Raw genomic sequence first — 18,919 nt, 5'->3', positions numbered from 1 at the left:
TAAGTCCCGCCGCAGCTTGTACAGGGTAGCGAAGGCATGGCGAAGAAACCAACGACGACAAGAACGCTCGACAGCGACGTAGCCAGGGAACTCGAAAAGGCACTTGATATCGATCTGAGCGGCGATGCCGGCGGCGACTTCGACATGGCGGCATCCATGGAAGATCTGGAAGCGCAAATATCGCAAGCCGCCGAAGAGCTGGCACGCGAAGGTCGCAGCCAGAACGAACCGCCGGCCCCGGACCAGACCCAGAACGCGGCACCTGTCGCCAATCAAAGCCAGAACGCAAATCCCGCGCCAAAAGCCAAGCCGGCTGAGTTGCGTCCTGTCGCAACGCGCAATGGCTCGCAGCCGGCAGCTTTCTCGCCGGCCAACGACGATCGTCAAAAAGACTATAAGACGCTCCTGCACACCCTCAATCGGCGCGCCTCGAACACGATCTATTGGGTCGTGGCTTTCGTTTCGCTGGCCTGGATCGCCGGCGCTGGTGGCCTTGCGAACCTGTTGTTCGGACCTGGCATCTGGAACATCCGCACCTTCGATCAGTTTTTCGCCCGTCCCGAGCTGATCGGCCTGGCGGTTGCGGCAATCGTGCCCGTCATCCTGTTCTGGGCATTCGCAGTGATGATTCGCCGCGCTCAGGAGATGCGCCTTGCCGCGCAGTCGATGACCGAGGTGGCCTTCCGTCTGGCCGAGCCGGAAAATCTTGCCCAGGATCGCGTCATGATGATCGGCCAAGCGGTTCGCCGCGAGGTGGCGGCCATGGGCGAAGGCATCGAACGCACGCTTGCGCGTGCTGTCGAGCTTGAAACGCTGGTTCACAGCGAGGTGAACCAGATCGAGCGCTCCTATTCGGAGAACGAGTCGCGCATCCGCTCGCTGGTCGACGGGCTGGGCAGCGAGCGCGAAGCGGTCGTCACCCATGCCGAGCGCGTGCGCGCCTCGATCACCGGCGCCCATGAGACGCTGAAAGACGAGATCAACGCCGCCAGCGATATCATTCGCGACAGCATTCTCAACGCCTCGACCAAGCTGTCGATGACGATCAACGAATCCGGCGACACGCTGATCGACAGGATCAACGGAAGCTCGATGTCGATCTTCGATTCGGTGGAAGGCCGGCTCGAATCGATCACCGATCGGCTGTCGACGTCGGGCGAGGCCTTCGCCAGCCTGCTCGACACCCGCATCGCCAAGCTGACGGACACCACCGATGGCCTGACGCGGTCGCTGACCGACCTGCTCGACGACCGCACGAGCGGCATGGTGTCGCTGCTCGGCGGTGCCGCCCGCACACTTAATTCCGAATTCGAAGCCAGCCTCAACGGCATCGAGCGGACGCTTGCCGAACGTGGCCAGGCGCTTATCAGCGAGTTCCAGACCCGCGCCGAGGCGCTCGACACCGGTACGCAGAAGCTCAACGCCGCGCTGGAGGCTCGCGCACGCCAGATCAACGAGACGCTGGTCGAGCGCGCGCGCGAAATCGCCCACACCTTCCAGGACAGCAAGGAGACGCTGTCGGCGATGATTGATCAGGGCAAGACCCAGATCGGCGCCGACATGGCCGACATCATTTCATCGACCTCGACGATGCTTGAGGCCCGCGCCGGCGATTTAGCCGGGCGCATGGAGGCGGCACGCCATGTCGTATCGCGTTCGTTCGATACGGACATCCAGCGGCTTGCCGAGGCTCGCGCCGGCATCGAGGAAGCCGTCGAAAACCACAGCCACAAGCTTTCCGAAAGCCGCGACCGGATGGCGGCGGCAATGCAGGCCGATCTGGCGAAGTTCGCCGAGGGTCGCGCCGAAATCGACGCAGCGGTGGCCAACCAGGTGCAGAAGCTTGCCGAAGGCCGCAGCCTTATCTCGCGCGCCCTTGAGGAGGATCTGCGCAAGGTCAACGAATCGCGCGCAGCGATCGACGCTTCGCTGGGCAGCCATCTCGAAAGCCTTGAAGAGGGTCGCAACAGGCTTGCCCAGGCCTTGAACGAAGACTCTGGAAAACTCGTGCAAGCTCGTACGATGATTGATGAAATGGTTGCCGGGCACGTCGGCAAGCTCGCCGAAGGCCGCAGCATCCTTTCGCGCGCGCTGGAGGCCGACCTCGGCAAGCTGGCAGAGAGTCGCGCCGGCATCGACGGCCTAGTCGCCGGTCAAGTCGAAAAGATCGCCGAGGGCCGCGCCATACTCGCCAGTGCGCTGGAAGCCGACATCGCCGGCATCAATGGCCTCATCGAGGCGCATTCGGCGAAATTGGCGCAAGACCGCAGCGGCCTTTCCCAGTCGCTCGATAACGACCTGTCCGACATCAGGAGCCTGATCGCCGATCATTCTGGCAGGCTCGCCGATGACCGCAGCCTGCTTTCGAAGACGCTTGAAGACGATCTTGCCAAGCTGGCCGAAAGCCGGTCGAGCATCGATGGGCTGGTTGCCGGCCAGGTCGAGAAGCTGGCCGAAGGCCGCGACATCCTCAAGCGCGCGCTTGAATCGGACCTGAACGCGATCAAGGGCGTCATCGCCAGCCAGTCTGAAAAGCTGGCGGAAGACCGTGGCCAGTTGTCACGGGCACTGGAGAGCGACCTGGAGACTGTGCGGGGCGTTGTCTCCGATCACATGAACAAGCTCACAGAGGACCGTTCGACCCTTTCAAAGGCGCTCGAAGACGATCTCGTCAAATTGGCCGAAAGCCGCTCGAGCATCGATGTGATGGTTGCCGGACAGGTCGAAAAGCTGGCCGAAGGCCGCGACATCCTCAAGCGCGCGCTCGAAGCCGATCTGAGCACCGTCAAGGGCGTCATCGCCAGTCAATCCGAGAAGCTGGCGGAGGATCGCGGTCAGCTGTCGCGGGCACTGGAGACCGATCTCGAGGCCGTGCGGGGCGTCGTCTCCGATCATATGAACAAGCTCGCCGAGGACCGTTCGGCCCTTTCGAAGGCGCTCGAGGACGATCTCGCCAGGCTGGCAGAGAGCCGGTCGAGCATCGACGGGCTGGTCTCCGGCCAGGTCGAGAAGCTGGCCGAGGGTCGCGACATCCTCAAGCGCGCGCTGGAAGACGATCTTGCCAAGCTGGCCGAGAGCCGCTCGAGCATCGACGGACTGGTTTCCGGCCAAGTCGAGAAACTGGCCGAAGGCCGTGACATTCTCAAGCGCGCTTTGGAGGCCGATCTCAACACCATCAAGGATGTTATTGCGGGGCAGTCCGAGAAACTGGCGGAAGATCGCTCAACCTTGACCAAGGCGCTCGAAGACGACCTTGCCAAGCTGGCCGAAAGCCGCTCGAGCATCGACGGACTGGTTTCCGGCCAGGTCGAGAAACTGGCCGAAGGCCGCGACATCCTCAAGCGGGCCTTGGAGGCCGATCTCAGCACGATCAGGGGCGCCATCGCCGACCAGTCGCAGCTATTGACCGACAATCGCGCACAGTTTTCGCGTGCCCTGGAAGCCGATCTCGGCAATGTCAACAACCTTGTCGCAACCCACGCAGAGAAGCTTGTCCAGGACCGCTCGACGCTGTCGAAGGCGCTCGAGGACGATCTCGCCAAGCTGGCCGAAAGCCGCTCGAGCATCGATGGGCTGGTTGCCGGCCAGGTCGAGAAACTGGCGGAAGGCCGCGACATCCTCAGGCGCGCGTTGGAAGCCGATCTGGAAAGGCTTGCAATGAGCCGCAGCGAGGTCGACGAGATCGTCGCCGGTCATGTCGGCAAGCTGAGCGAGGGCCGCGACATGCTGACCCGCGCATTGCAGGACGATCTCTCCAGGCTCGCCGAAACGCGCAAGGATGTCGACCGTTCGCTGTCCGGCCATATCGACCAGATCGCCGCCAGGAGCACCGACATCTCCGATGCAATCGCTGCCGACGTAGAAAAGATCGAGCAGGTGTTCAGCCGGCAGACAGGCGTCATCGAGGAGCGCGCCAGCACCATGGAGCGGGCGCTGTCGACGGGTGTCGACAACGTTCGCAGTGTGCTCGAAAGAAGCGCGGTCTTCGTCGCCGGGGCGCTGCGCGAAAAAGTCATGGAAGTCACCAGCGCACTGCATGAGCAGGCGGGCGCCGCATTCAGCGATGCCGACCGCAAGATCGCCGAGCGCGCCGAGCAGACCTCGGCGGCCCTGCTCGCCAGGGCGGAGGACATCGCCCGCACCTTTGAAGAGGCGGATCGTCGCCTCGCCGCCCGCGCCGAGGATACGTCGAGCGCACTGATTGCCCGCGTCGACGACACGTCGAACACCTTGCTCGCGCGTGCCCAGGAGACGGCCGATCAGCTGGCAGCCAGAGCAAGTGAGATTGCCGGCACCTTCGACGCGGCGGACCACAGGCTGGTCTCTCGCGCCATCGAAACGGCCCAGTCGCTGGCCGCACGTGCCGGCGACATCCTGCGCAATTTCGAAACAGCCGACGAGCGGCTGGGCGTGCGCATCGGCGAATCCGCCGAAGCGCTCGCGGCACGCGCCTCGGATCTGGGTCGCATTTTCGATGCCGCCGACCAACAACTTATTTCCCGCATTGCCGAAGGCTCCGAGGCACTTTCGGCCCGTGCGTCCGAGATCGGCCGCATCTTCGAGGAGGCGGATCATCGTCTGGTGTCCCGCATTGCCGACAGCAGCACCGCCATCGGCGAACACGCCGACACCATTGTCGGCGCCTTCACCAGCACCGAGCAACGGGTTGCCGAACGCGCCAGGCAGACTGGCCAGGAACTCGCCGTCCATGCCCGTGAAATCGAGCAGGTGCTTGCCGGTGCCGACGAACGCCTGGCATCGAGTGCTGCTGTTACAGCCGCCCGCGTCGAGGAGCAGGTCGCCAGCGTCGAGAACCGCCTCGCCTACTCCGCCGAGACAATGGGCCAAAAGCTCAACGAACAGGTTTCGAATGCCGAGGCGCAGCTGGTCTCGCGTGCCAACACGATCGCCGAAACCTTCACCGCGGTCGGCCAGCATATCGGCCAGAGCACCAACGACGCTGCAAAGACCATCGGTGCCAATACTCGCGAGCTCAGTACGATGCTTGCGGCACGTTCGGCCGAAATATCGAAAATCCTGGACGAGACGGCACGGCCTCTGGTCGAGCGCTTCGCCCAGGGCGGCTCCGAGCTGCAAAAGAGCATGGAAGAGGTCACCGAACGTGCGACCGAGAAGCTGCGCACTCAAAACGCTGCCCTCGTCGACGCCCTCGCCAGCCGTACGGCCGAAACCCTGTCGGCCGTCGAAGGTGCGCGCTCGACGCTTGCCGACAGCGTTGCCGACCTCATCGGCCGCATGACCACCTCCAGCTCGCAGCTCGGTCAGTTGATCGAGCAGGCCGCGACCAATCTCGGCCAGGTCGACGAACGCCTGACCGGCAGCACGCAAAGCTTCGCCGCGACCACGGAAAAGACCGCGCAGACCTTCGCCAGTTCGGCGCGCCTGGTCGATTCGAACACGACGCGGCTCACCGAGCTGTCGTCGTCGACCTTGCGCGAGGTTGCTTCAATCGCCACCAAGTTCGACGAGCACAGCCGGTTGCTTTCCAGTGCCTCGGACCTGTTGAGCTCGGCCCAGAGCAATCTCGAGCACACGCTCGAAAGGCAATCGTCGCTGGAGGACCTCGCCGTCGGCCTTGTCAAGAAATCGGAAGATCTCGAAAGGGTCATGCGCTCGTTCGAGAATCTGGTCGGACAGACACTGCAGAACGCCGAAGGCAAGACGCTGGAATCCGCCGACAAGATCCGTACCGCGATTTCCGAAGTAGTCGATTCGGCCACCAAGCGATTTGCCGATGCGACCGAGGAGATGCGGCGTACCGCCGGCTCGATCAAGAGCGAGCTCGACCTCACCCGCGCCGAGCTCAAGAAGGGCGTCATCGAGATGCCGGAAGAGGCAAAGGAATCCACCACGGCTATCCGCCGTGCCGTTTCCGAGCAGATCAACGCGCTGAAGGAGCTTTCTGAAATCGTTGCCAAATCTGGGCGCGGCACCGACAGTTCGGAACAGCGCAACCTGCGTCCGGCGCCGCAAGCGCCTGCCGCACGCGCCGCCGAACCGCCACGTCGCCCGGCTCCGGCTCCCGAACAGCGCCGTGCACCGCAGGCACCTGCGGGCGAGACGGCGCTGCGCGGTACGCTCGACCTCGAACGTCCCGCAGACCAAGCGCCGCGCCAGCGCGACCCCAACGGCCGCACGCCGCAGGGCGGTTGGGTGCGTGACCTCCTGACCGGTGCATCGCGCGAAGACGACGCCAAGCCGGCAGCGCCCGCCGAAGCGCCGCGCCCGGCTCCCGCCGCGCGTTCGCCGCTTCATGTCGTGGAATCGCTGAACTCGCTCTCGGTCGATATCGCACGCGCCATCGATCACGATGCCTCGATCGAGCTGTGGAACCGCTACCGGCGCGGCGAGCGCGACGTCTTCACGCGCCGACTTTACACGCTGAAGGGCCAGCAGACGTTCGACGAAATCCGCCGCAAATATCAGTCGGAGGCGGAGTTCCGCGCAGCTGTCGATCGTTACTGCGACGATTTCGAAAAGCTGCTCAAGGACGTGTCGCGCAACGACCGCGACAACATCATGGCGCAGACCTACCTGACCTCGGATACCGGCAAGGTCTACACCATGCTGGCCCACGCCAGCGGCCGCCTGCATTGATCAGGCGACAATGGAGCATGAAAAAGGCGGGAATTTCCCGCCTTTTTCGCGCCGTGCCGATCTTCATCCTATCAACACATGAAGCGACAGCCCAGGATGCGTTCAAATGAACGAGGCATCCTGCTCTATCTGTTGTTTAGCCGCATTTCTGCGGTGCCAAGTAACACCATTGGGCAGAATGCTCTAGGGTCAAAAACCAAACACTCTGAACGACCGAGTTCGACCCATTTCTGCCGTTCCGATATCGGCCTCACCATCTCCAAGGCGGTACATTCACCCACTATTCGGCGAGAAATCTCGTTCCGATCAAAGCCGCCCTACTTCGTTGCAGCGGCTGCGGCTTCCCCCGGCGGCATAATCCGCATCATGAAAGCCGACACCGTTTCCCCGGGTTTGAACGGGCCGGGAACCTGATGGCTGACCGGCTTCACACTTTGGAGGAATGCCGCGATCGCCATGGCGTCATCCGCGGTGAGATGCGCAAAATCGCGCCAAGGCATGATCGGCGCCAGCATGCGGCCGTCCGGCCGTTCGCCGGTCTGGATCGCGGTGACGATCTGCTCCGGGGTCCAGCTTCCGATACCGGTCTCCTTGTCAGGCGTGATATTGCGGGCGACAAAGACACCAAGACCAGGAATCTCGAAGCCCACATCTGAACCGCCAAGAAAGCGCGACATGTCCGGCTTCCCGAAGAAGTAACCGGGTGTGTGGCAGTCGCTGCAGCCGGCAATCGTAGCCAGATATTCGCCGCGCGCAATCTGTGTGTCGTCGGCCATGGCCGCGTAAGATGGCAGGGCAACAATCGACGCTGTCAAGAATGCAAGATGAGTTAGTGTCCGAAACATTGCTTCCTCCCTGTGGTCTGTTCGTGGTTTGTCCATCGACCTCCCGCGTCGTAACCTGGTCGCAATTCCCCGATTTGGCCACGTCGGGGGCGTCAAATTTTAGCATGGCCAGGACGTATTAACCATCAGCGATCAGTTGGACCGTCGGCACTTGTCGTGTCCGGTTGAGCAACTGTTACGAAGCTCGCTAGCCGACGCACAACGCCTTCGCCTTCTTTTGGCGCAACGTGCTCGTCCTGGCAGATGAGCCGAACGGAAACTTACCGCCCATCTCGGCCATTGGCGGCAGTCAGATGATTGAGTTTGATCCTAGCTGCGCCCGGCAGTTCCGGCCGCGTCAGATCACCGTATCGGTCCAGCGGACGATTTGCCCGGCCGCATCGCCGAACGCGGCGTCGAGCGCGCCGACATAGGCCTGGTTGCCGCCGCCCGAAACGGGCGCGATGGCGCTAAACGTCTTCGAAGCGCGCACTTCACCGTTGCGGTCGTTCAACAGGCGCACGAACAGCTCGACCTCGGCATGTTGGCCGCCATCGACACGCACCTCGAACGAGCGGATCTCGACGATCACCTGATAGTCGATCGCCAGCCCCTCGCCTGGCTTGCCGACGCCGGTGAAGCTGCCCGAGCGCTGGAACGTCTCTGCCAGCCGCGCCTGTACGATCATGGGCAGCCGGTCGGCCCATTGCGCGCCCTTGAGATACTGGATCGATCGCGGCGATGGCTTGATGACGATGTTCTGGCTATCCAGCGCCTTGAGCGCCGACGGCTGGGCGATGAGTATCTGGCGACGGCTGCGGGCACGCGCTTCCAGCGACGGCGCCGAAAGCTCGAACGTATCCAGCGGCGCCGGTCCGCCGCCCGGCAAGGCCGCACAGCTTGCTAGCGAAAGCGCCAGCAACACCGCCCAAACCTTAGACCCACCCGATGTGATGCTGCCTGAGCTGATCGACTTCAAACGCGATCCCCCCCGGATCGTGGAAACAACGCGCATCTGCAAGCTATGTTCTTGCTGTGGTCGGGGATCGAAGTCAACGGCGCACCCTGCCGTCGAACTGCCGGACCTCGCCCTCGCCGCCGGACAGGATCCGCTGTGGGTTGCGGCTGAGATCGGTTACCGCCTCTTCGATGCGGTTGATCGAACGACGGCTGTCCTGGACCAGCGCTTCGACGTTTTGCAGCCCCTGTCCCGAGAATCGCGCCAGATTGTCGGTGATGGTACCGAGACGGGCGTTCAGCGTATCGGCGACCTGCTTGAACGATTTCAGCGTCGCCCGGGCGTCGGCCATGACGCCGTCGGCCTGGCCGGAGCCGAGCAGTTTGTCGACCTTGGCAAGGATGCCGTCGACTCGCACCGAGGCATCGTTGAGGCGTCCTGCGAGCTGGTGCGCGTCTTTGATGGTTTCATCGATGTCGTCGGCTCGGTTGGCGAACTTGTTGGTCACCTTGGCAATGTCGGCGGCAGCCTCGTTGGCATTTTCGCTGGCCTTCTGGATATTGGCCAGCGCGGTGCGAACCTCAGCCGGATCGATGCCGTCGAGAACGCCGTCGACCTTGGCCAGCGTGCCTTGCGTCTTCTGGGCGAAGTCGTTGATCGAGCCGACCGCGGTGTCGACGTTCTTGATGACGGTGTCGAACTGCTTGCTGGTTTCCTTGAGGTTGGCAGTGACCGTGTCGACGTTGGCGACGATGCTCTTGATCTGGTCCTTGTCGACGGCGTTGAGTAGCCCTTCCGCCGCCTTCAGGGTGCCGTCGAGCTTGCCCGAAACACCCTTCAGTTCGTCCGCCAGCGAGCTGACGCTGGCCAGGAACTTGTCGACGCCGTCCGCATTCCTGGCCAGTGCATCGGAAAACGTCTGGACATTGGCGACGGTCTGCGTCAGCGGACCGCGAACATCCTTGGTGAAGCCTTCGAGCTCCGAAAGGACCTTGTCGGCACGGGTGAAGATGTTCTGCGCCGTCTGCAGCAGGTTGGTGACCGCCGACGGGTTGGCAACGATCTCGGCGACACGGCCTTCCTTTTCCGCCTCGTCGAGGAGTTTTGGCTCCTTGGGATCGGCGCCCTTGAGCTCGATATTGGCCTGGCCGGTGAGGCCGGCAAGCCCGATATCGGCCTGAGTCGACTTGGTGATAGGCGTATTCCGATCTATTTCGGTGTCGGCGATAGCAGCGGTCGGATTGTCGACGTCGATATAGACACGACGCACGTCGCCGACTTTAACGCCATTGAACAGCACGAAGCTGCCACGGCCAAGCCCCGAAGCGGAGCCTGGAATGCGCACGCGCAGCACCGTCGTCTCACCCTTTTCGCCGATTGCCGCCGTCCAATAGACGAAAGCGAAAGCCGCGAGGATCGCGGCCAGCGTGAAAATGCCGACAATGACGTAGTTGGCCCTGGTTTCCATCGCTCACTTATGGCTATGCGCGCGTCGCAAGATCAAGTTGCCGGGCGCGTTTTCCGCGGAAATAGGATTTTACCCAGGGTTCCTCGCTCCTGAGCATGTCGTCGATCGTGCCCTCGACCAGCACTTTCTTGTTGCCAAGCACCGCCACGCGGTCGCACGCCGTAAACAGCGTGTCGAGGTCGTGCGTGACCATATACACGGTCAAATCCATCGTATCGCGCAGCTTGACGACCAATTCGTCGAACTCAGCCGCACTGATCGGATCGAGCCCGGACGTCGGCTCGTCGAGGAAAACGATATCTGGATCGAGCGCCAGGGCGCGCGCCAAGGCGGCACGCTTGATCATGCCGCCGGAGAGCTCAGAGGGGAATTTCTGCGCCGCATCCGGAGGCAATCCGACCAGCTCGACCTTGAGCATGGCAAGTTCGTCCATCAGCTTCTTCGGCAAATCGAGATATTCGCGCATCGGCACCTGGACATTTTCGAGGACCGTCAGCGCCGAAAAAAGGGCGCCATGCTGGAACAGCACGCCAAGCCGCATGTCGATGCGAAGGCGCTCCCTTTCAGTTGCCTTCTCGACGTCGACGCCGAACAGTTTGATTGTTCCCGATTGCTTGCGCGTCAAGCCAAGGATGGTGCGCAAGAGAACAGATTTGCCCGCACCCGAGGCACCGACGAAGCCGAGAATCTCCCCGCGCCAGATATCGAGCGTCAATTTGTCGAGAACGACCTGGTCGGCGAACGACACCGTGATGTCGTGCGCCGACAGCACGATCTCGTCTTCTTTGGCTTTCTCGGCCACCTTGGTCGTGTTTGTGCCCGGCAGCGCCATGTCAGAACTCGATCGCTGCATAGAACATGGCGAAAAGCCCGTCGAGGATAATGACCACGAAGATCGACTTCACCACTGAGGCGGTCACATGCTGGCCAAGTGATTCGGCGCTGCCGCCAACCTTCATGCCCTCGACCGAGGCAATTATGCCGATGATCATGGCCATGAACGGCGCCTTGATCAGGCCGGCAAAGATGGTGCTGAGATCGATGGCGACACGCAACCGGTCGATGAACGCCGCCGGTGCAATGTCGGAGTAGAGCCACGCAGCCAGAATGCCGCCGCCCAGCGCGGCAAAGTTGGCGATGATCGTCAGGCAAGGCAGTGCGATCACCAGCGCGACCAACCGCGGAAACACCAGCACGCCGATGGGATTGAGGCCAATGACCTTCAGCGCATCGACCTCCTCGCGCATCTTCATCGAGCCGATCTCGGCGGTGATCGCGCTACCGGAGCGGCCGGCGATCATGATCGCCGTCATCAGCACGCCGAGCTCGCGCAGGATCAGCACGCCGACCAGGTCGACGACGAAGATGTCGGCGCCGAAATAGCTGAGCTGATAGGCGCCTTGCTGGGCAACGATTGCGCCAACGATAGCCGACATCAGCACCACCACTGGTATGGCGCCGACGCCCATGCGATCGATCTGGTTGAAGATCGCCGCCATATTGACGCCATGGCCGCGGCCAAGCTTCATCTGCGAGCCGCGTATCGTGGCGCCGAGGATGTTCATTGCGGCCAGGAAATCGTCGCGCATCTCATAAACACGCCGGCCAACCGCCTCGAGCCCGCGAATGATGAAGTTGGGCGGCTTTGCCGGACCTGATTCGGGCTCCCGTCGAACCGCATCACCGACGGCGCCAAGCAGGATCGAGGCGATCTCGCTTTGCCCCTGCGTCGTGATCTCGACGCCCTTCTTTTCGAAGCTGCTGACCAGGCGGTCGATCAGCCAGGCCCCGGCAGTGTCCATCTTCTCGATTTGTGAAAGGTCTAGCGCCAGCGTCTTGAAACCGCCGCGCTTCTCGATCTTGCGCATCTCGGCGTCGACCAGCGCCACTGTGCGTGTCGTCCAGGTTCCCGAGAAAACGCAGCCGAGAACACCGCCCTCCTCGCCGATCGCGATGCGCGGCTGGTGGTCGGGCTCCTTGGCAGGGCCGCTTGCGTCGCGTTTGCGGATGGTCAACATGGCGTCCTGTTTAGCCTGACGGGGCCGACCTGTCGATTTGCCGACATCCTCCTTGTTGCACAGCCGGAGCAGAAAAATATGGCGCGTGTCATTTCGGTCGAGGCCGAGCGCTTTCCTATCGCCGGGACATTCACCATTTCGCGCGGCTCGAAGACCGAAGCTGAGGTGATTTCCTGCGCCGTCAGCGAAAATGGCCATACAGGGCGCGGCGAATGCGTCCCTTACAAGCGCTATGGCGAGACCATGGAGGGTGTGCGCGACGCGATCGAAGCGATGCGCAGCGAGATCGCGCACGGCATCAGCCGCATCGCCCTGCTCGATGCCATGCCTGCCGGTGCGGCACGCAACGCCATCGACTGCGCGCTCTGGGACCTGGAAGCGAAGATCAGCGGAACACCGGTGGCGCATACGATACGAACCGTTCCGTTACGATCACTCGAGACGGCGTACACATTGTCGCTCGCCGAGCCGGAAGCGATGGCGGCGCAAGCCCGCGCCAACGCCCAGCGCCCGTTGCTCAAGGTCAAGATCGGCGGCGACAACGACATCGCCCGCATCCGTGCAGTGACGGCGGCAGCACCCGACAGCCGAATCATTCTCGACGCCAATGAGGGCTGGACTGACGGCAATATCGTCGCAAACCTCGCCTTTGCCGCCGAGCACGGTATCGCCTTGATCGAACAGCCGCTGCCGGCGGGACATGACGGTATTCTTCGCCACATCGCGCATCCGGTGCCGATCTGCGCCGACGAAAGCGTGCACGAGGCGAAGGACCTCGACGCGCTTGTCGGCCTCTACGACGCCATCAACATCAAGCTCGACAAATCGGGTGGCCTGACCGCAGCACTCGTGCTTCGCGACCGCGCCCGCGAACTGGGTCTTGGCGTCATGGTCGGCTGCATGGTCGGCACATCGCTTGCGATGGCGCCGGCCGTGCTGTTGGCGCAGGGTGCCGATTTCGTCGATCTCGATGGTCCGTTGCTGTTGGCCCGCGACCGCGTTCTCGGTCTCGTCTACCAAGGTTCGCTGGTGTCACCGCCCGAGCCGGCGCTGTGGGGCTGAACGCGCCGCAAGCCCGATCAGCGCCAGGCCCGTCAGGGCGATGGGGATCATCGCAAAGAAGCCATTCGCGCCGAAGCGGTCGTAAAGAGGACCGGAAATGAGCGTCGCCACGGCCATGAAGAAGCCGTTGGAGAAATAGGCGATGCCCTGCGCCGCCCCAGTGCGTTCTTCCGCGATTGTCTCACCGATCATCTTTTGCAGGCCGATCAGCACCAGCGCCACCGAAACGGCGTGCAGTGTCTGGATCGCGAAAAACCCGCCAACGCCAAGCCCAAGCGGCCAGATCAGAGGGAACGCGATCCAGCGCACGATAGCGCCTGTCCCGGCAATCAGCATGATCGACACGACCGAGAAGGAGGCGAAAGCTCGGGTGAAGACGACAAACATGCATATCTCGGCGACGACGCCCCACCCCCACAGCAGCCCGACAACCGAATCGCTGATGCCGATCGACTTCCAGTAGATCGACACGAAGCCGTAGAGAAATGCGTGGCTGGCGGTGATGACCCCGACGCCCGTCGAAAAATAGAGGAAGTACCGGTTGAGGAGTTTCGGTGCCGATTGCTGCATATCGGCGGCCGAAAGCGGCGAGGCGCGGCGCGGACGGCCGAGGCGCGGCGCGATCAGTCCGGCGGCCAGCGCGGCACACAGCGCCGCGAAGATAATCACCGGGACAGCCTCGGCACCGCTTGCCGAGAGGATGAAACCGCCGGCGAGATTGGCGCAGAGATATGAGATCGAGCCCCATTTGCGCATGCTTGCGTAATTCGAGCCGAAGCGGCGGACACCTGAAAGGGCGAGCGAATCGGCAATCGGCGAATGCGGCGTCCAGACGACCGTCAGCGCCAGGGATACGGCAAGTACCATTGCGTAGGTCGGCGGGAGGAAGTAGCCGGCGGACAGGATCAACGATGCGGCGACCAGCGCAACATAGACATTGGCGCGGTCGCTCGCTTTGTCTGCCAGAGCGGTAAGAAAAGGCGTCGTCGCCACGCGCAGGAACATCGGCGCGGCGAGGATCACGGCTATCTGCTCGGCATGGAACCCCTTCGCCTGCAGCCACAGCGGGAAATACGGCACATGCGTCCCGAGCGGCACGAAAAGCGTGAAGAAGATCAAGCTCATGCGCAGTTCGAAATGGCGTGGCTTGACGAGCTGTTCGGGTGAAAGCGGCGGCAGCGAGGACATTGACAGGCGATCCGTCGGCACGGCATTCAGCCGGGTCGGCTCGCCACACCTGTCGCTGCTTAACACGGCCAAAAAGTCGATGAAACCGCTGGACTAACCGATTGAGGCGAGATGAAGCCGGGTCTGGTCAAGCCGCCTGGACTGCCCTGCCCTTGATGTCGATCGGCACGAGCACCTCGCTGCCGACCGGAGTCTCCGGCAGGACATGCGCCCAGTGCAAGATCTCCATCCGGCCGTCAAAATGCTCGACCACCGCCGTGCAGCTCTCCACCCAATCGCCGGTGTTGATGTATTGCACATCCTCATAGCTTTCGATCGCGGCATGGTGGATATGCCCGCAGATCACGCCGTCGACATGCGAGCGGCGCGCCTCCTCGGTCAGCACGGTCTGGAACGAGCCGATGAAATTCACCGCCTTCTTGACTTTGACTTTGGCCCAGGACGAGAACGACCAGTAAGGCAGGCCGAGCACCTGGCGCAGGCGCGTGATGACGCGGTTGACCAGCATCGCCGCGTCATAGGCATAGTCGCCGAGATAGGCGAGCCAGCGCGCATTGTGGACGACGGTGTCGAACTGGTCACCATGGATGACAAGAAAGCGTTTGCCATCGGCGGTCTCATGGATGGCGCGGTCGGCCACGACAATGCCGCCGAAATGAACGCCCTGGAATTGGCGCGCGAACTCGTCGTGATTGCCGGCGATGTAGGTGATGTTGGCGCCCTTGCGCGCCTTGCGCAGCAACTTCTGGACGACGTCATTGTGGCTCTGCGGCCAATGCCAGCTCCGTCTCAAGCGCCAGCCGTCGACGATGTCGCCGACGAGATAGATGATATCGGCATCGTGATGGCGCAGGAAATCGATCAGGAACTCGGCCTTCGCCGCCTTCGATCCGAGATGGACGTCGGAGATGAACATGCTGCGGAAAGTGCGGGGCTCTGCGCCGGACATTATTTGTCACCGTTGCTTTCGGTGAGGCTATGCCCCGATTCATGCAACAACCGTATGACGGTTGCGATTGGTCCAGCCATCCGGATAGGTTGCCGCGGCAATCAGAGGAGAAAATCACCATGGATCTCGGCATTCGCGGCAAGAAGGCCATCGTCTGCGCTTCGAGCAAAGGCTTGGGGCGCGGCTGCGCCATGGCGCTGGCGGAGGCAGGCTGCGATCTTGTCGTCAACGGCCGCAACGCCGACGTGCTGGCCAAAACCGCCGCCGAGCTGCGCGAGAAATTCGGCGTCAAGGTGACCGAGATTGTCGGCGACGTATCCAACCCCGACGTCCAGAAGGCGCTGCTTGCCGCCTGCCCCGATCCCGACATCCTCGTCAACAACAATGGCGGTCCGCCGTTTCGCGATTTCCGCGCGCTCGACCGGGCAAAGATCCTCGAAGGCGTCACCCAGAACATGGTGACCCCTGTCGAGCTGGTTCAGGCGGTAATCGACGGCATGGCGGCGCGCGGCTTCGGCCGCATCGTCAACATCACCTCGCTGTCGGTCTATGTGCCTATCCCCGGCCTCGACCTGTCGTCCGGCGCCCGCGCCGGCCTCACTTCGTTCCTGGCCGGCGTCGCGCGGACTGTGATCGACCGCAATGTAACGATCAACAACATGCTGCCGGGAAAACTCGATACCGACCGGCTGCGCGGCCCGCACGAGGCCGGCACGCCCGAAGATCCGGCCGCCGCTGCCGCGCGCAAGGCCAAGGCCGCGGCCAATGTTCCGGCCAAGCGACTCGGCACGCCCGAGGAATTCGGCCAGATCTGTGCCTTCCTGTGCTCGGTTCATGCCGGTTACCTGACCGGGCAGAACATACCGGTGGACGGCGGTCTCTACGTCAGCGCGTTCTAGTGGTGGAGCACAAGGTCGCAATGCAACATTCGTCCCTCATATCCTTCCTCACCGGTGAGAAACCAGCCGACGAACTTTGGCAGGAGATCGAAACCGAAGTGACCGAGTGCGCGACCGCCTCGACTACGCCTGGCTGCGTGGGGCATGTCATCATCACTGACGGACCAGATACGATCGTTAATCGTCAACATGTGGACGTACTGCTTAGTCGGCTGGCGGACGGCATCCTGCCGGTCCAAGCGGCTGCCTACATCGCCGATGCACTGATAATGAGCGACGACTTCAACTTTGCGGACGATGGTGTCTCCGAGGCTTTGTTCTTCCTGTCAGACGAGAGCGCGCCCCTTTGCCGAGAAGATGTGCAAGCCCTGCGGAGCCGCCTTTCGACGGGAAAGTAGTGCCCGCTTTGGAACAGGACGGCGGCATAGCTCGCCGCGGCACCCCCCGCCTGCCGTCCCACATTTCAACGACTCGCAGGTCCGACGGCATAGCGCAAAGCGGTAAGCTCGCGCTTGCGACATATCACCTCTCGAAAAGCCTCGGCTGCATGCTAAGAGACTCAAAACACCAAACGGACTGAACTGAGGAGGCGGCCGTCATGACAGGCGAAAGCAAGAAGGCGGCCCGATCCGACCTCGACGAAGCAGCGCTCTATTTCCATAAGCACCCCCGTCCCGGAAAGCTTGAAATCCAGGCGACGAAGCCGCTCGGCAATCAGCGCGACCTGGCGCTTGCCTATTCGCCGGGGGTCGCCGCGCCCTGCCTTGAAATCCGCGACGACCCGGCAACCGCCGCCGACTATACAGCCCGCGCCAATCTGGTCGGCGTTGTCACCAACGGTTCGGCGGTGCTGGGCCTTGGCAATATCGGTCCGCTCGCCTCCAAGCCGGTGATGGAAGGCAAGGCGGTGCTGTTCAAGAAGTTCGCCGGCATCGATGTCTTCGACATCGAGATCGACGCACCGGGCATCGAGCGCATGGTCGAGACGATCTCGGCCCTGGAACCAACCTTCGGCGGCATCAACCTGGAAGATATCAAGGCGCCCGAATGCTTCGAAGTCGAGGAGCAGTTGAAAGCCCGCATGGGCATACCGGTCTTCCATGACGACCAGCACGGTACCGCCATCATCGTCGCCGCCGCTGTGCTCAATGGGCTGGAATTCGCCGGCAAGTCCATCTCCGACATCAAGATCGTCACGTCAGGCGCCGGCGCTGCCGCTCTTGCGTGCCTCAACCTTCTGGTCTCGCTCGGCGCGCGGGTCGAAAACATCTGGGTCACCGACCGGTTCGGCGTCGCCCATAAGGGCCGCGTCGAGGAGATGGACCGCTGGAAAGACCCCTATGTGAAGGAGACCGATGCGCGCACGCTGGCCGACGTTCTGCCCGGCGCCGACGTGTTTCTCGGCCTGTCCGCCGCGGGCGTGCTGAAACCGGAATTGCTCCAACACATGGCACCCAAGCCGCTGATCCTGGCGCTGGCCAATCCCAATCCCGAGATCATGCCGGAAGCGGCACGGGCAGCACGGCCCGACGCGATGATCTGCACCGGTCGCTCCGATTTCCCCAATCAAGTCAATAACGTACTCTGTTTTCCTTACATCTTCCGTGGCGCCCTGGATTGCGGTGCGAGCGCTATCAACGAAGAGATGAAAATGGCCGCCGTGCGAGCGATTGCGGCGCTTGCCCGTGAGGAGCCATCCGACGTTGCCGCGCGTGCCTATTCCGGCGAGACGCCGATCTTCGGTCCGGAGTTCCTGATCCCCTCGCCTTTCGATCCGCGGCTGATCCTGCGCATCGCCCCTGCTGTCGCCAAGGCAGCCTGCGAGACCGGCGTCGCGACCCGGCCGATCACCGATTTCGCCGCCTACATCGACAAGCTGAACCGCTTCGTCTTCCGCTCCGGCCTGGTCATGAAGCCGGTATTCTCGATGGCCAAGACGTCAAGCGCCAAGCGCGTCATCTACGCCGACGGCGAGGACGAGCGCGTGCTTCGCGCAGCGCAGGTCGTGCTCGAGGAAGGCATTGCCGAACCGATCCTGATCGGCCGCCCGCATGTCATCGAGGTGCGGCTGAAACGCTATGGGCTGCGCATCAAGCCGGGCGTCGATTTCGGCTTGATCAACCCGGAAGACGATCCGCGTTACCGCCATTATGTCGACCTTTTGATCGAGCTTGCCGGCCGCCGTGGGGTGACGACGGAAGCGGCGCGCACCATGGTGCGCACCGACAATACGGTGATCGCGGCCCTTGCCTTGAAGCGCGGCGACGCCGACGCCATGGTCTGCGGCCTCGAAGGCCGTTTCGAGCGCCATTTGCGCAACGTCACGCTGATCATCGGGCCGCGCGCCGGCATTAGGGATCGCGACCTGTCGACGCTTTCCATGCTGATCTCGCAGCGCGGCATCATTTTCCTCACCGACACCCATGTCTCCGTCGATCCGACCGCGGAGGAGATTGCTGAGATGACCGTCCTAGCAGCCGAGGAGATCCAGCGTTTCGGCATCGAGCCCAAGGCAGCGCTGCTGTCGCATTCGGATTTCGGCTCCCGCGATTCGCCAAGTGCCATGAAGATGCGGCAGGCGGCAGCGATACTGGCGCGCATCGCGCCCGACCTGCAATGCGACGGCGAGATGCATGCCGACTCGGCACTATCGGAACAGCTGCGCCAGCGCGTCTATCCGCATTCGCGGCTGAAAGGCGAAGCCAATCTGCTGGTGTTTCCCAATCTCGATTCGGCGAACATCACGCTGACCGCGCTGCGCACGATGATGGACGCGTTGCATGTCGGCCCGATCCTGCTCGGCACAGACAGCCCGGCGCACATATTGACGCCGTCGGTCACGTCGCGCGGCGTCGTCAACATGACCGCGCTGGCCGTGGTCGAAGCCGCGCATAAGGCGCAGGCAATCGTCGAACTGGGCTAGCCATGGGCCTTC

12 protein-coding genes are annotated in these 18,919 nt (G+C 62.7%); 5 read left to right on the top strand and 7 right to left on the bottom strand.

Annotation, left to right across the window (positions count from 1 at the left end):
* The first annotated feature begins 36 nt into the window (after positions 1–36).
* Positions 37–6,618 carry an apolipoprotein A-IV repeat region-like domain-containing protein gene (locus AC0L2Y_RS23260; RefSeq protein WP_473559738.1) on the top strand — a complete coding sequence of 2,194 codons (6,582 nt, stop codon included), beginning with the start codon at positions 37–39 and terminating at the stop codon, positions 6,616–6,618.
* Between the two features lie 317 nt (positions 6,619–6,935).
* On the opposite strand, the gene AC0L2Y_RS23255 is transcribed toward AC0L2Y_RS23260, so the two are convergent.
* The 5 genes from AC0L2Y_RS23255 to AC0L2Y_RS23235 all read right to left on the bottom strand — a co-directional run bounded on the left by AC0L2Y_RS23255 (position 6,936) and on the right by AC0L2Y_RS23235 (position 11,886).
* Positions 6,936–7,463 (bottom strand): c-type cytochrome, encoded by a 528-nt coding sequence (locus AC0L2Y_RS23255; protein ID WP_473559737.1) that lies wholly within the window; start codon positions 7,461–7,463, stop codon positions 6,936–6,938.
* Positions 7,464–7,800: 337 nt separating this feature from the next.
* Positions 7,801–8,457: an ABC-type transport auxiliary lipoprotein family protein gene (locus AC0L2Y_RS23250; RefSeq protein WP_473559735.1), complete on the bottom strand. Its 657-nt coding sequence runs from the start codon at positions 8,455–8,457 to the stop codon at positions 7,801–7,803.
* Between the two features lie 37 nt (positions 8,458–8,494).
* Positions 8,495–9,868: an MlaD family protein gene (locus AC0L2Y_RS23245; protein ID WP_473559733.1), complete on the bottom strand. Its 1,374-nt coding sequence runs from the start codon at positions 9,866–9,868 to the stop codon at positions 8,495–8,497.
* A gap of 13 nt (positions 9,869–9,881) precedes the next feature.
* A complete protein-coding gene (locus AC0L2Y_RS23240; protein ID WP_292660913.1) occupies positions 9,882–10,700 on the bottom strand; it encodes an ABC transporter ATP-binding protein in 819 nt (272 codons plus the stop codon).
* A 1-nt stretch (position 10,701) separates the two neighbouring features.
* Positions 10,702–11,886: an ABC transporter permease gene (locus tag AC0L2Y_RS23235; RefSeq protein WP_473559730.1), complete on the bottom strand. Its 1,185-nt coding sequence runs from the start codon at positions 11,884–11,886 to the stop codon at positions 10,702–10,704.
* Positions 11,887–11,964: 78 nt separating this feature from the next.
* On the opposite strand from AC0L2Y_RS23235, the gene dgcA reads away from it, so the two are divergent.
* On the top strand, positions 11,965–12,948 hold the full coding sequence (dgcA, locus tag AC0L2Y_RS23230; protein WP_473559729.1) for an N-acetyl-D-Glu racemase DgcA: 984 nt from the start codon (positions 11,965–11,967) through the stop codon (positions 12,946–12,948).
* On the opposite strand, the gene AC0L2Y_RS23225 is transcribed toward dgcA, so the two are convergent.
* Together AC0L2Y_RS23225 and AC0L2Y_RS23220 are read right to left on the bottom strand one after the other, a co-directional pair.
* On the bottom strand, positions 12,919–14,136 hold the full coding sequence (locus tag AC0L2Y_RS23225) for an MFS transporter (RefSeq protein WP_473559727.1): 1,218 nt from the start codon (positions 14,134–14,136) through the stop codon (positions 12,919–12,921). The two genes, dgcA and AC0L2Y_RS23225, sit on opposite strands and share 30 nt — an antisense overlap.
* Positions 14,137–14,263: 127 nt before the next feature.
* A complete protein-coding gene (locus AC0L2Y_RS23220; protein ID WP_473559725.1) occupies positions 14,264–15,085 on the bottom strand; it encodes a UDP-2,3-diacylglucosamine diphosphatase in 822 nt (273 codons plus the stop codon).
* 119 nt (positions 15,086–15,204) lie between these two features.
* On the opposite strand from AC0L2Y_RS23220, the gene AC0L2Y_RS23215 reads away from it, so the two are divergent.
* The 3 genes from AC0L2Y_RS23215 (at position 15,205) to AC0L2Y_RS23205 (ending at position 18,907) form a co-directional block, all read left to right on the top strand.
* Positions 15,205–15,984, top strand: coding sequence for an SDR family oxidoreductase (locus tag AC0L2Y_RS23215; RefSeq protein WP_473559724.1), 780 nt, complete (start codon positions 15,205–15,207; stop codon positions 15,982–15,984).
* Between the two features lie 20 nt (positions 15,985–16,004).
* Positions 16,005–16,382 (top strand): hypothetical protein, encoded by a 378-nt coding sequence (locus tag AC0L2Y_RS23210; protein WP_473559722.1) that lies wholly within the window; start codon positions 16,005–16,007, stop codon positions 16,380–16,382.
* 200 nt (positions 16,383–16,582) lie between these two features.
* Entirely contained in the window at positions 16,583–18,907 is a 2,325-nt protein-coding gene (locus AC0L2Y_RS23205) for an NADP-dependent malic enzyme (RefSeq protein WP_473559720.1), read from the top strand.
* Positions 18,908–18,919: the final 12 nt, after the last annotated feature.

The organism is Mesorhizobium sp. WSM4830, from assembly GCF_055811495.1.
This window is presented reverse-complemented; position numbering and strand designations above follow the sequence as displayed.